Source organism: Pseudomonas baetica, assembly GCF_019733355.1.
Taxonomy (GTDB): Bacteria; Pseudomonadota; Gammaproteobacteria; order Pseudomonadales; family Pseudomonadaceae; genus Aquipseudomonas; species Aquipseudomonas baetica_A.
Genome location: NZ_JAIHLQ010000032.1, coordinates 57328 through 70756, shown reverse-complemented (window position 1 = coordinate 70756; position 13429 = coordinate 57328). Strand labels below are relative to the sequence as shown.

Sequence of the window (13429 nt, the reverse complement as noted above, 5' to 3'; positions counted from 1 at the left end):
TTTTTATGTTCAGGTATTTCCTTGGTTTTAATTTGTCGAATGTCCCGGCTTTTATTGTTTTTAGTGTCGTGCCTCAATGCATCGGCGCGTCCTGAGGGAGGCGAAACTTATTAATTAGCCAAGGTGTTATTGAATGTTCGATGAGCAACTTAGTATTTCCCGTATTGAGGTGAAAACCGACTCCACACGGTCTGGTCAACATAAGGTTCTTTACGCCAACGGTCGCATGCAAGTACGCGTATTGGTGCTTTTACACGGTGTCGATAACAATGGCGACGGCGCCTCACTGTATGGGCATCCCGCATTACAAACACTGCGGCTGATTGCCTATAACGGCGCTCGACCTCTTGAAGGTGACTGGAGCGTATCCGTGCAGGAAAATCGCTATGCCCACGAAATGTCGGGCGGGGCACCGCGGGCTACAGAAATTCCGCGTGTTAATGACAATCGCAAAAGTGACGTTTCTGATCCGGTACAAATTTTTGAGTTTTGGGTTTCCGCCTCCAGGCCCGGAGTCATGGAAGTCGCTGCCGAAATCGTCATGGACGAAGGGGTGTTGCGAAGTAATGGAATCGGCTTTGACAGCAGTGTGACGCTGGAGGCGATTCCGCCAAAAGAGTATCCGCTGAGCAGTTTTTCATTGAGTCAATATGATCAGAAACAGCAGCGAGCCCAATATGACTGGGTCCAGCATTATCATATTGCTCTGCAAGCGGAGGGCCGGCAAATTCATCTCCTTGACTGGTATAGCAGCGAGGTGAAACTTGACCCTTATGATTCCGAAAATGCGGTGCAGGTGTATGTGTCCGGCAATATTCCCGACACACAGGATGGTCGCAGATGTTTTTATGGTTATATGGCGCCGGTTTATGGGCTGAAAACAACGTTTCGCAGCCCTCTCGGTTACATAACCGTACCTATTAATAAAGTGCCTGGGCAGTTGACGCTTGTTCAGTATGTTTCCGCGGACCTGCAAGTGGCGCGGGAAAATGAAAGCGCATTCGAGTTTGCAGTGGTCGATGAGTTCGGTTCGGAACACCGGCTTAGTATTGATGGTGATAAAGAACAACGTACTTTTATTCTGGGTGAATCCAAGCGGTCAATGAAACAGCTTGTCTGATTTCGATACATGGCCAGCGAGTTTTCGCTGGCCAACCTGATTTGCCAATATCTGAATTTGGAAATAAAGGACGTTTTCAATGAAAAGTAATTCATCTTCCGCTGTTCACTCAAATGCATTCAATTTTGGTGAGTTTGTTTCCGGTGGCGTTGACCCCCGCACGGGCATGTATACGTGCGCCTTTTCGTTAGGCAAGTTGTGTTCGGCGGATCTCAATGGCCCTGAGGTTGCACTTTCACTGGGTTTCAACCCGCTCAATCAGGTGGATGCCGGTTTCGGCCTTGGCTGGTCTTTGGCCATGACCCAGTATGACGTGCGCAGCAAAGTCATGACGTTGTCCAACGGTGAGCGCTACAAGGCTGTCGAGACGTCTGCCGGCCTGAAGTTCAAGGAAATGAAACTGCAAACCGCCAAGGTACGGGTGACGGGGGCAGGGCGCTATGAGGTCCGATACCGGGATGGTCGGCGTGAATTGCTTAAAGTTCAGGCCGGCACTCACGTCGCGGTAGCAGAAAAAATCGTCGCCGCGAACGGTGTGAGCATCACGCTCAAGCATGAGATTTTCAATCAGGTTGCCATGTTGACCGAAGTCTGTGACGCCAAGAGATGCCTGTTGAGGATTACGCGCAAGGCAGGTCAGGTGACATTGACCCGGCATCCCGATACCTCGTCCCGTTCCGACTACAACCTGATCTTGAAAAATAGTCGGGTAACGGCAATCGAGCTTCCGCTCGGCAAAGGTTGGGATCTGGAATATGAAGTCATTGATGAGGCCAGCTATCTGTGCCGCGTCGCCAATCCATTGCGCGGCGTAGAAATCATTCGCTACAAGCGTCAAGGTCACCGCTTCGTAAATGGCGTGGAGCAGACACTGCCGTTTGTCATCGCTCACGATATTTACCCAGGCCGCCGCCAACCTAGGCTCTGCAAGGCATACACGTATTCCGACCATAATTTTCTCGGGCAGGGCCTCATCCCGGCCAGGGACAATGACATAGACCCTCTCTACTTGGCGCCCGACCACTACGTCTACACCTCGGACGAGAAATTAGTGGTCAACGGCAAGGTACACACCCGGATTAACCGTACCTACAACAAATTCCATTTGCTGGTCGCAGAGGTCACGACATGTGGCAATGCCCAGACCACAATCGCCACTGAGTATCATTGTTCTGTCACCAAGCTGTTCAATGAGCAGCCGGCTCAGTTCCGCATGCCGAAGGTTCAGACGGTGACTTATTTCGATCGGCGCACCCAACAGAAGCGCGAGGAAACCACCGTCACCGAGTTCGACGGCGAAGGCAACCTGCTCAAACATGTCGAGCCGAGTGGGGTGACGACTTTGTCTGAGTTTTATCCTGCCAGCGGTGGGGACAACTGCCCGGAGGATCCGCTGGGTTTCACCAGGTTCCAGAAAAAGAGAACGGTCAGCGCTGCGGCCGCGAGTGGCGCCTCGTCTGTCACGTACTACGACTATGCGCTGCATCCTGCGCTGGAAGGCGCGGAACTGGCATCTGTCTTACCGGTTGAAGAGCGTTATTTCGAGCTCGTGGAGGGGGTTGAGATCCTGCGCTCGAAAACCGAAAGAAATTACCTGAATACGCCAAGGGACCCGCTCAAGCACGGGGCCATGAAAGAGCAAAGCATTACCCGTAACGATAAAAAGACCTGCACGGAATTTTCCTATGAGCTTGAGGGTATCAGGCTGCGGGTGAAGTCCAGCACGCGCGGCTTTGATGGCTCGCTGCAGACCCGTGAGGCCGTGCTCTCGACGCTCACTGGACTGCAGGTGTCAGAAATCGGTACCGATGGCGAGCACATCGAACATGAGTACGACGCGATCGGCCGAGCAGTGTGCAAAACGGTTGCCCCCGGCACCCCCTACGCGGCCGCTACCAGGTGGGCCTTTTTGGCCGCCAGCAAACAACAGCCGGCCACGATGATCACCAAGGATCCCGCCGGCGGCGAACAAAGAGTGACCTATGACGGCCTGGAACGAGTGATTGCCGTTCAGGAAAAGGACTGCGACCGTCCGGACGAGGATGGGCTCATTGCGTCTCGCACTCTTTATTGCGCCCTTCATGATTCGGCGGGTCACAAGGTAGAAGTGACGCTGACCGATTGGCGCGATGGCAAGCCTTATCCGGTGATCACCCGCTACGAATTCGATAACTGGGGCCAAGTCTGCAAGACGTTCCATGCCGATGGGCGTGTCGAACATAGCGAGGCTGATCCGGTCGTTCGCCAGCAAACGTATTGGCTTCAGGGGATGGGCAAGACCGTTACCCTCTTCAACGAATTTGGTAAACCGCTGAGTGTCGAGAGCTTCAATCTGAAGAGCAAGAGTCTCGGCAAAACCGATTACACCTATGACGGATTCGGGCGTACAACCAGCCAGACCGATCCGGCCGGCAATACCACTCGATATGAGTACGACGTTTTTGACCGGATGATTCGCAGTGTCCTGCCCGACGCCAGCGAGGTGGTAACCGACTACGCCGATCACAGTGACGAAGCGCTACCGGTCGGCATTCAGGTCGATGGCAAAGTGTTGGGCCAGCAAACCTATGATGGGTTAAATCGCCTGACGGAAAGTACAGTAGGCGGACGCAAGTCCGAGGCCGGTTATGAAGCAGGTTTCAGCCAGCCGCAGTGGTACAAGAGCGCTGACGGCAAGAAAATCGAATTCACGTATTTGCGCGATATGGGCGGTTTACTGACTGAGCGCAAGGCGGGGGCATTGCTCACGACCCTGACTTACGACCCCGTCAACGGCCATCCCTTGACCTGTATCGAAAATGGCGGAGAGCGTCGTTTTACGTATTACCCTTCCGGTCGCGTCAAATCCGAAACGACGACCTACGGCGCTATCAGTAAAGCAACCTCCTTTACCTATTCCCTGGAGGGGCGACCGATCACCTACGTCGATGTACTCGGATCCGAACGCCGATCCGAATACGATGACCACGGCCGCTTGCAATCAACCTTGCAGGGGTCGCTGAAAACCGAATTCCACTACAACATCCAGACGGGGATGCTGGAATGGACGAAGACCGAAGAGACGTCGATCAAGCGTCAAATGATCACGCGGTTTACCTATGATGATATCGGTCGTGAAATCTGCCGTACGTTCGAGGTGAAGGGCCAGCCCGACCAAACGCTGGCGTCTACTTATACGCTCGCCGGCAAACTGGCGCAGAAAGTGTCCAGGCGTGGTACGCAAGTGTTGCGCGATGAGCAATTTGTCTACGATGTGCGTGGGCGTCTGATCCAGTACGACTGTGCCGGCACCCAAAAGCCCCGGGACCCGTACGGCAAAGAGATTGGTCAGCAGACGTTCACATTCGATGCGCTGGATAACCTTCTCACCGTACAGACGCGGTTCCCAATGGGTGTGAACCTGACCACCTTCAGTTACGACAATCCGGACCCTGTACAAGTCAGCGCAGTCAAACATTCACATGTCGACTATCCACCGGCCGTGACCCTGGAATACGACGCCAACGGCAGGATGATCAAGGATGACCAGGCGCGAAACCTGGCCTATGACGCGTTTGGACGTCTGGAGCAACTGAGCAGTGCAGGAGGTTCAGTTATTCGTGGCTACCATTACGACGGTTTCGACCACCTGGTTGAACTGTCGCAACCGAATACGGCAACTGCCCAGCGTTATTACCACGAAGGCCGGGTCACCCATGAAGTCAGTGGTAAAAGCTCATCCAGTGTTGTGCGTCACGGTGGATTGCTGGTGGGCCAGCAACAATTCGGATTGAACGCTGAAACGCAGTTGTTCGGCACCGATCAGCAGCAAAGTGTGTTGGCAGAACTGGGTGAAGAACAACTGACCGATTGCGCTTACAGCCCTTATGGGCATCGTCCCGCCGAGGGTGGGGTGTTCAGTCTGGCGGGGTTCAACGGCGAGCCAATGGACCGGGCAACCGGCCTTTATCTGCTGGGCAACGGTTACAGAGCCTATAGCCCGACACTGATGCGTTTTCTCAGTCCCGACAGCATGAGTCCATTCGGTGACGGCGGATTGAATGCCTACGCTTATTGTCTGGGCGATCCTGTCAATCGGGTTGACCCCACCGGGCATATATCCTGGCAATTGATCGCGGGAGTCGGACTCAGTGTTCTCGGGATTGTTGCCAGCGTGCTGTCGGCGGGCGCTGCAACGCCATGGGCGGCGGCGGCGCTGGGGCTGACCGTTGCTTCAGGTTTGGCGGGTATCGCCAGCGAATTGGTCGATCACTATGCACCGGATTCTTCAGCAGGAGAGGCATTGGGCTGGATCAGTGCTGGGCTAGGCTTGGCTTCGCTGGGTACCGGTCTGGCGGCCGGAGCCAAGGCTGCTGTCAACGCGGGCAGGAAGCTGGCTTCAGCCTTTCAGTCAGGGCTTAGTTCACGAGGTGCGGGTAAAGCGGCCAAAGCTTTTGCCAAAGGAAAAGGCGCCAAGGCTGCGGCAAAAGCCCAGTCTGCGAAAGCCACCGCGCGGGTTGAGGAAGAGGTCGAACAGAAATGGACATTGGTCAGGCCCAAAGACAAGATGAATCTTCTCAAGATAGAGGCGCGGGAGGCCTCGGAGGCGAGGGCCGAGATATTCATGCAGCACATTGAGGCGGGTAACTCTCCGACCTCCGCTGCCACGCTCGTTCACGCCGAATACACGCCGTTGAAAGGTCCATCCGGTTCATCGTCCAAGTTGATGCATCTTTATTTGTCGAAGGGTGATCGCGTATATCTCACTGAAAATGCGAAGGACAGGATTGTCACCATCAAACAGCTGGGTGGCCACTACAACGAAAAAAAATAAACATAAATAACGCGGCGAGGCAGTGTTAAGCATGAGCCGAGAGCCTCAATGTCCCGGCCAGGATTTGAGCACTTTACTGGCCGGTTCTGCGTGCACAGGTCGGGCATGCTGTTCCAGCGCCCACGCCACATGCTCTCTGACCAACTCTGACGGATAATCCCGTCGCGCCTTCAACGCTTCCAGCACCGCAATCGTTGAGGGCGCATTGCCCAGCCCCACGGCCAGATTGCGCAGCCAACGCTCGTACCCCGCTCGCCGCAACGGCGAACCTTCGGTGTTGCTCAAAAACTTCTCTTCATCCCACAGAAACAGCTCGGCCAATTCGGCGTTGTCGAGGTTGTGCCTTGGCTTGAAATCGCTTTCCCCGGAGGGCTTGGCGAAGCGGTTCCACGGGCAGACGATCTGGCAGTCATCACAGCCAAATACGCGATTGCCGATCAGCGGGCGCAGGTCTTCTGGAATGGCGCTTTTCAGTTCGATGGTCAGGTAGGAAATACAGCGACGCGCGTCCAGCACGTAGGGGCCGACGAAGGCATTGGTTGGGCAGATATCGAGGCACGCGGTGCAGCGCCCGCAATGTTCGGTGCTGTATGGCTCGTCCACCGGCAGCGGCAGGTCGACGAACAGTTCGCTCAAAAAGAAATAGCTGCCGGCCTTGCGGTTCAGCACCAGTGTGTTTTTTCCGATCCAGCCCAGTCCGGCCTGTTCGGCAATGGCTTTCTCCAGCACCGGGGCACTGTCGACAAACGCACGGAAACCGAACGGGCCGATCTCGGACTGAATCTTGTCTGCCAATTGTTGAACGCGTTTACGGATCAATTTGTGGTAATCGCGGCCCAAGGCATAACGCGACACGTAGGCTTTCTCCGGTTGGGCCAGACGTTTGGCCATCTCGGTATCGCCCGGCAGGTAGTCCATGCGCAGGGAAACCACGCGTAAAGTGCCCGGTACCAGCTCTTCGGGGTGCGAGCGTTTGCTGCCGTGGGCGCCCATGTAGTCCATTTCGCCGTGGTAGCCGGCTTCGAGCCAGCGCTGCAGGTGCTGCTCATGCTCGGCCAGGTTCAGGCCGCTGATGCCGACTTGTTGGAAGCCCAACTCGCGGCCCCATTCCTTGATGGATTGGGCGAGGGCGGGCAGGTCTGTGGTAATGGCGGACATGAGGCGAGAGAAACCGGAGCTGAGGTGCGTATAATTCTGCCAGACATCGGAGCCCGAAGACGCATGCCGCATACGAAAGATCAATTACCCGACGCGCTGTATGGCGCCGCACAGTTGCGCGAACTCGATGCTCGGCTGATCGCTGCCGGCACACCGGGCTTCGAATTGATGCAACGCGCGGCGCATGCGACCTGGCGTTCGCTGGTTCGGCAGTGGCCCACCGCCAGCGAGCTGACAGTACTTTGCGGCCATGGCAACAACGCCGGCGACGGTTATCTGGTCGCTGCCTTGGCGCGTCGGGCCGGTTGGACGGTGCAGGTGTTGGCGGTCGGCGACCCACAACGCTTGCAGGGTGACGCAGCACAGGCGCACGCCGAGGCTTTGGCCGAGAGTGTCGTTGTGCAGGGCTGGAGTGCCCGGCGCGAGTTGCGCGGAGTGGTTGTCGATGCCTTGCTGGGCACGGGTTTGAATGGCGAAGTGCGTGAGCCTTATGCCTCTGCCATCAATGCGATCAACACCAGTGGCTTGCCTGTAACGGCGGTCGATATTCCTTCGGGATTGTGTGCTGATACCGGGCGAGTGCTGGGTGTTGCCGTGCGTGCCGATCTCACGGTGACGTTTATTGGCTTGAAAGTGGGGCTGTTCACGGGCGGCGCGGCGGATCATGTCGGCAAGTGGGTGTTCAACGATCTGCAGGCCACGGCTGAAATCTACAGTGACATTGCTGTCCGTGCCCGGCGCCTCAACGTAGCTAATCTTGCGCTACTGGCCCCTCGCGAGCCGACATCTCATAAGGGTTGCTTCGGGCATTTGCTGTTGGTTGGCGGCGATCATGGCTTTGGTGGGGCGATTCTGCTCAGCAGTGAAAGTGCTTTGCGCAGCGGCGCGGGTATGGTGTCGTTGGCGACGCGCCCCGAGCATGTGCCGGCGGCGCTGACCCGCGTTCCTGAAGTCATGGCGCTCGGCGTTTCTTCGGCCAATCAATTGATGGGCTTGCTGGAAAAGGCGTCGACGCTGGTCGTAGGGCCGGGGCTTGGACAGGCGAGTTGGGGCCGGGCGTTATTGTCAGCCGCCGCCAATGCGCCGTTACCGCAAGTATGGGATGCGGACGCGCTGAATCTGCTGGCGAGAGGTTTCGTCAGTCTGCCCAAGGATTGCGTGATCACTCCGCATCCCGGCGAAGCTGCACGGTTGCTGGGAATCAGCACCGCCCAGGTGCAGGCCGACCGCCCCGCAGCAGCGCTGGCATTGAGCAAAAAATACACCGCAGTGGTGGTGCTCAAAGGTGCTGGCAGCCTGATCGCGCACCCCGATGGACGTCTGGCGTTGTGTCACCAGGGGCATCCGGCCATGGCCACTGCCGGACTCGGCGATGTGCTGGCAGGTTTGACCGGCGCGTTGCTGGCGCAAGGCATGGGCGGTTTCGATGCCGCCTGCCTGGCGGTCTGGCTGCACGCCAACGCCGGGGCGCAACAAGGAAAATTGGGCCGTGGGCTGGCGGCCAGTGATCTGATTCCAGCCATTCGTCAGTTGTTGGAGGAGCTTGCACCGTGTCTGAAGTAACCCTGTACCTGGCCGATGAACAGGCCATGAGCGACTTTGGCGCACGGATCGCCCGCGTTACCCAAGGCCATGGCCTGATTTTTCTTGAGGGCAATCTGGGAATGGGCAAAACGACCCTGTCCCGGGGGATTATTCGTGGGTTGGGGCATGTCGGGGCTGTAAAAAGTCCGACCTTCACATTGGTCGAACCGTACGAGATGGGGGACATCCGCGCCTTCCACTTCGACTTGTATCGACTGGTCGATCCGGAAGAGCTGGAGTTCCTCGGCATTCGCGATTACTTCGAGGACGATGCCCTGTGCCTGATCGAGTGGCCCGATAAAGGTGCAGGCTTTTTGCCAAAGCCGGACCTGACCATTACCATTAGCCCGCAAGACAGCGGGCGTTCGCTGAAAATTTTATCCCAAGGCTCGCGTGGCGAGGCTTGGTGTGCCGCTTTGGCATTGGAATCCAATTAAATGATGGGGTTAGGTATGCGCTTTCGCGCGTTGGTGGCTGCCGCTGGACTGTTGTTGATGGCAGTAACCGTCAACGCTGTGGCCGACTCAAAGGTCAACAGCGTGCGCCTGTGGCGGGCGCCGGACAACACGCGACTGGTTTTCGACCTGAGCGGCCCGGTGCAGCACAGTGTCTTCACCCTGACCGCCCCGGACCGGTTGGTAATCGACATCAATGGCGCCACGTTAGGTGCGCCGTTGAATGCACAGACTGCAAACACGCCGATCACAGCGATACGCTCGGCCCAGCGCACGCCGACCGACCTGCGTGTGGTTGTCGACCTGAAGAAAGCCGTCACCCCGAAAAGCTTCTCGCTGGCGCCGAATGCGCAGTATGGCAACCGTCTGGTGGTCGACTTGTTCGATAACCCGGCCGACGCCGCGCCGCCGCCAGCACCAACGCCATCGGTGGCCACCGTACCGGCGGTGCCAGTCACCCCGACAAAGCCCGAAATCAAGTTACCGCCAGCTCCAGCCGGCAAGCGCGACATTATTGTGGTGATTGATGCCGGCCACGGCGGCGAAGACCCGGGAGCATCCGGTTCGCGCGGTCAGCGTGAGAAAGACGTGGTATTGCAGATCGCCCGCGAATTGCAACGTCAGGTCAACGGCATGAAAGGCTTCCGTGCCGAATTGACCCGCACCGGCGACTATTTCATCCCGTTACGTGGTCGTACCGAAATCGCCCGCAAGAAGGGCGCCGACCTGTTCGTTTCGATCCACGCCGACGCTGCGCCCTCCGCGGCAGCCTTTGGTGCTTCGGTGTTTGCCCTGTCTGATCGCGGTGCTACGTCGGAGACCGCCCGTTGGCTGGCCGACAGCGAAAACCGTTCCGATCTGATCGGTGGTGCCGGTAACGTCAGCCTTGACGACAAGGACCGCATGCTGGCAGGTGTGCTGCTCGATCTGTCGATGACCGCGTCGCTGACCTCCAGCCTCAACGTCGGCCAGAAAGTCCTGACCAACATCGGGCGTGTTACACCGTTGCACAAACAGCGCGTCGAGCAGGCCGGGTTTATGGTGTTGAAGTCGCCGGACATTCCGTCGATTTTGGTTGAAACCGGCTTCATCTCCAATGCCAACGAAGCCTCGAAGCTTGCTGCATCGAGCCACCAGCAGGCGTTGGCACGGTCGATCAGCAGTGGCGTACGCCAGTTCTTCCAGCAGAACCCGCCGCCGGGAACTTACATTGCCTGGCTGCGTGATTCGGGGAAAATCGCCAAAGGACCTCGGGATCACCGGGTAAGTCCGGGTGAAACGCTCTCCATGATCGCCGTGCGTTATCAGGTGTCGCCAGTCACGTTGCGCAATGTCAACAATTTGAAAAGCGATGAACTGAAGGTTGGTCAGCACTTGACCATTCCTGGCACCGAACTGGCGTCCAAAGAATGAATCAGGAGTTGAGCGCAGCCCGCATCGAGCTGCTCAGTCCACGGCTGGCGAACCAGATCGCCGCTGGTGAGGTGGTTGAGCGTCCGGCTTCGGTCATTAAGGAGCTGTTGGAAAACAGCCTCGATTCTGGTGCCAAGCGCATCGACGTCGATGTCGAGCAGGGCGGCGTCAAATTGCTGCGAGTGCGTGATGATGGCAACGGCATTTCTGCCGATGATCTGCCGTTGGCTCTGGCCCGTCACGCCACCAGCAAGATCCGCAATCTTGAAGACCTCGAACAGGTCATGAGCCTGGGCTTTCGCGGTGAGGCGCTGGCATCGATCAGCTCTGTCGCGCGTCTGACCCTGACCTCACGCACCCGTGATGCCGATCAGGCCTGGCAGGTCGAAACCGAAGGCCGGGACATGGCGCCTCGGGTTCAGCCGGCGGCACACCCGGTCGGTACGTCGGTGGAAGTGCGTGACCTGTTCTTCAATACCCCGGCGCGGCGCAAATTCCTCAAGACTGAAAAAACCGAATTCGATCATCTGCAAGAAGTGATCAAGCGCCTGGCGCTGGCGCGTTTCGACGTGGCTTTCCATCTGCGCCACAACGGCAAGACCATTCTCAGCCTGCACGAAGCCCATGATGACGCGGCCCGCGCACGGCGTGTGGCGGCCATCTGTGGTTCTGGTTTCCTTGAGCAGGCGTTGCCGATCGAGATCGAGCGCAACGGTTTGCACCTGTGGGGCTGGGTCGGGTTGCCGACTTTCAACCGAAGCCAGGCAGATTTGCAGTATTTCTTCGTGAATGGTCGTGCGGTGCGCGACAAACTGGTGGCCCACGCTGTGCGTCAGGCGTATCGCGATGTGCTGTTCAACGGCCGTCATCCGACCTTTGCGCTGTTTTTCGAGGTCGATCCCGCGGCGGTGGACGTCAACGTGCACCCGACCAAGCACGAAGTGCGCTTTCGTGATGGACGCATGGTGCATGACTTCCTCTACGGCACGCTGCACCGTGCTTTGGGCGATGTGCGTCCGGAAGACCAACTTGCCGGCTCCGTCACCACTGCCGTGGTCAGGCCAACGGGCCTTGATGCCGGTGAGTTCGGCCCGCAGGGCGAAATGCGCCTGGCGGCCAATGCGCTGCTCGAGCAACCGCAGGCGCAACCGACGCTCAATGCCTCCTCTGGCGCCAGCGCGGGCGGCGCTTATCAGTATCAATACACGCCACGCCCGCAATCTGCGATGCCGCCGGCCGCCGAGGCTCAGGCCGCCTATCGGGAGTTTTTCGCGCCGCTGCCTGAAGCGAATGCCAACGCGCTGCCCGCCGGACAGGAAGACATTCCGCCGCTCGGTTACGCGCTGGCGCAGCTCAAGGGCATCTATATCTTGTCCGAGAACGCCCAAGGCCTGGTACTGGTGGACATGCATGCCGCTCACGAGCGGATCATGTACGAGCGCCTTAAAATTGCCATGGCCAGCGAAGGTCTTAGCGGCCAACCGTTGCTGGTGCCGGAGTCGCTGGCGGTCAGTCAGCGCGAAGCCGACTGTGCCGAAGAGCATGCTGCGTGGTTCCAGCGTCTGGGCTTTGAGTTGCAGCGCCTGGGCCCGGAAACTCTGGCGATTCGGCAGATTCCGGCCTTGCTGAAACAGGCTGAAGCCAACCGTTTGGTCGGCGATGTGCTGTCGGATCTGATGGAATACGGCACCAGCGACCGGATTCAGGCGCACTTGAACGAACTGCTCGGCACCATGGCCTGCCACGGCGCGATCCGCGCCAACCGGCGCCTTGCCTTGCCCGAAATGAACGGCCTGCTACGTGACATGGAAAACACTGAGCGCAGCGGTCAATGCAACCATGGCCGGCCGACCTGGACCCAATTGGGCCTGGACGATCTGGACAAACTGTTCCTGCGCGGTCGTTGATGAAGCAGCTTCCTCCAGCGATTTTCCTGATGGGCCCGACCGCTGCGGGCAAGACCGACCTGGCCATCGAATTGACCAAGGTGCTGCCGTGCGAGCTGGTCAGCGTCGATTCCGCGCTGGTCTATCGAGGCATGGACATTGGCACGGCCAAGCCCTCGAAAGAGCTGCTGGCCGAATTTCCGCATCGTTTGATCGACATTCTCGACCCGGCTGAAGCCTATTCGGCTGCGGATTTCCGTCGCGATGCCCTGCAAGCTATGGCCGAAATCACCGCGCGCGGAAAAATTCCGCTGCTGGTCGGCGGCACGATGCTCTATTACAAGGCTTTGGTTGAAGGGTTGGCGGATATGCCGGCAGCGGATCCCGAAGTTCGCGCACAGATCGAAGAAGAGGCTGCACGCCTTGGCTGGCAAGCCCTGCACGATCAATTGGCGATCATTGATCCGGTGTCTGCGGCGCGTATTCATCCGAACGATCCGCAACGCTTGAGTCGGGCGCTGGAAGTTTATCGGGTCAGTGGTCAGAGCATGACTGCCCTTCGCCAGCAACAATCTGTGCAAAGTACTGAAGCATCAGCTTCTGGACAGCAACAATTGCCCTATACTGTCGCAAACTTGGCCATTGCCCCGGCAAATCGCCAGGTATTGCATGAGCGTATTAAACAAAGATTCACAAATATGTTGGAACAGGGGTTCATTGACGAGGTCGTAGCCCTGCGTAAAAGAAGTGACCTGCATTCAGGGTTGCCGTCTATACGTGCGGTAGGCTACCGCCAAGTCTGGGATTATCTGGATGGCAAGCTGACGTTGGCCGAAATGCAGGAGCGCGGTGTCATCGCCACGCGCCAGTTGGCCAAGCGCCAGTTCACCTGGCTGCGCAGCTGGGAAGATTTACACTGGCTGGACAGTCTTGATTGCGACAATCTGCCACGCGCCTTGAAATACCTTGGGACCATCTCCATATTGAGCTGAGTCCTTGC

General features: G+C 57.8%; 8 protein-coding genes. 7 read left to right on the top strand and 1 reads right to left on the bottom strand.

Going from position 1 to position 13429, the window contains the following annotated elements:
- Nucleotides 1-133 precede the first annotated feature (133 nt).
- Entirely contained in the window at nt 134-1120 is a 987-nt protein-coding gene (locus K5E40_RS24970; RefSeq protein WP_221733100.1) for a hypothetical protein, read from the top strand.
- Between the two features lie 79 nt (nt 1121-1199).
- On the top strand, nt 1200-5933 hold the full coding sequence (locus tag K5E40_RS24965; protein WP_221733099.1) for an RHS repeat domain-containing protein: 4734 nt from the start codon (nt 1200-1202) through the stop codon (nt 5931-5933).
- A 45-nt stretch (nt 5934-5978) separates the two neighbouring features.
- On the opposite strand, the gene queG is transcribed toward K5E40_RS24965, so the two are convergent.
- Nucleotides 5979-7091 (bottom strand): tRNA epoxyqueuosine(34) reductase QueG, encoded by a 1113-nt coding sequence (gene queG / locus K5E40_RS24960; protein WP_221733098.1) that lies wholly within the window; start codon nt 7089-7091, stop codon nt 5979-5981.
- A gap of 63 nt (nt 7092-7154) precedes the next feature.
- Here queG and K5E40_RS24955 point away from each other — a divergent pair, with 63 nt between their 5' ends.
- The 5 genes from K5E40_RS24955 to miaA are packed head-to-tail and all read left to right on the top strand — an operon-like array spanning nt 7155 to nt 13421.
- Nucleotides 7155-8654 (top strand): NAD(P)H-hydrate dehydratase, encoded by a 1500-nt coding sequence (locus K5E40_RS24955; RefSeq protein ID WP_221733097.1) that lies wholly within the window; start codon nt 7155-7157, stop codon nt 8652-8654.
- Nucleotides 8642-9112: a tRNA (adenosine(37)-N6)-threonylcarbamoyltransferase complex ATPase subunit type 1 TsaE gene (gene tsaE / locus K5E40_RS24950; RefSeq protein WP_221733096.1), complete on the top strand. Its 471-nt coding sequence runs from the start codon at nt 8642-8644 to the stop codon at nt 9110-9112. The genes K5E40_RS24955 and tsaE overlap by 13 nt, the downstream gene beginning before the upstream one ends.
- 57 nt (nt 9113-9169) lie before the next feature.
- Nucleotides 9170-10543 carry an N-acetylmuramoyl-L-alanine amidase gene (locus K5E40_RS24945; RefSeq protein WP_409339148.1) on the top strand — a complete coding sequence of 458 codons (1374 nt, stop codon included), beginning with the start codon at nt 9170-9172 and terminating at the stop codon, nt 10541-10543.
- Nucleotides 10540-12450, top strand: coding sequence for a DNA mismatch repair endonuclease MutL (gene mutL, locus K5E40_RS24940; RefSeq protein ID WP_221733095.1), 1911 nt, complete (start codon nt 10540-10542; stop codon nt 12448-12450). Before K5E40_RS24945 ends, mutL begins: the two co-directional genes overlap by 4 nt.
- On the top strand, nt 12450-13421 hold the full coding sequence (gene miaA / locus K5E40_RS24935; protein ID WP_221733094.1) for a tRNA (adenosine(37)-N6)-dimethylallyltransferase MiaA: 972 nt from the start codon (nt 12450-12452) through the stop codon (nt 13419-13421). Before mutL ends, miaA begins: the two co-directional genes overlap by 1 nt.
- The last annotated feature ends 8 nt before the right edge of the window (nt 13422-13429 follow it).

What these genes read in the sequence shown, in the direction of transcription:
- K5E40_RS24970 (WP_221733100.1), top strand. Translation starts at nt 134, where the DNA reads ATGTTCGATGAGCAACTTAGTATTTCCCGTATTGAGGTGAAAACCGAC.
- K5E40_RS24965 (WP_221733099.1), top strand. Translation starts at nt 1,200, where the DNA reads ATGAAAAGTAATTCATCTTCCGCTGTTCACTCAAATGCATTCAATTTT.
- queG (WP_221733098.1), bottom strand. Translation starts at nt 7,091, where the DNA reads ATGTCCGCCATTACCACAGACCTGCCCGCCCTCGCCCAATCCATCAAG.
- K5E40_RS24955 (WP_221733097.1), top strand. Translation starts at nt 7,155, where the DNA reads ATGCCGCATACGAAAGATCAATTACCCGACGCGCTGTATGGCGCCGCA.
- K5E40_RS24945 (WP_409339148.1), top strand. Translation starts at nt 9,170, where the DNA reads ATGGCAGTAACCGTCAACGCTGTGGCCGACTCAAAGGTCAACAGCGTG.
- mutL (WP_221733095.1), top strand. Translation starts at nt 10,540, where the DNA reads ATGAATCAGGAGTTGAGCGCAGCCCGCATCGAGCTGCTCAGTCCACGG.
- miaA (WP_221733094.1), top strand. Translation starts at nt 12,450, where the DNA reads ATGAAGCAGCTTCCTCCAGCGATTTTCCTGATGGGCCCGACCGCTGCG.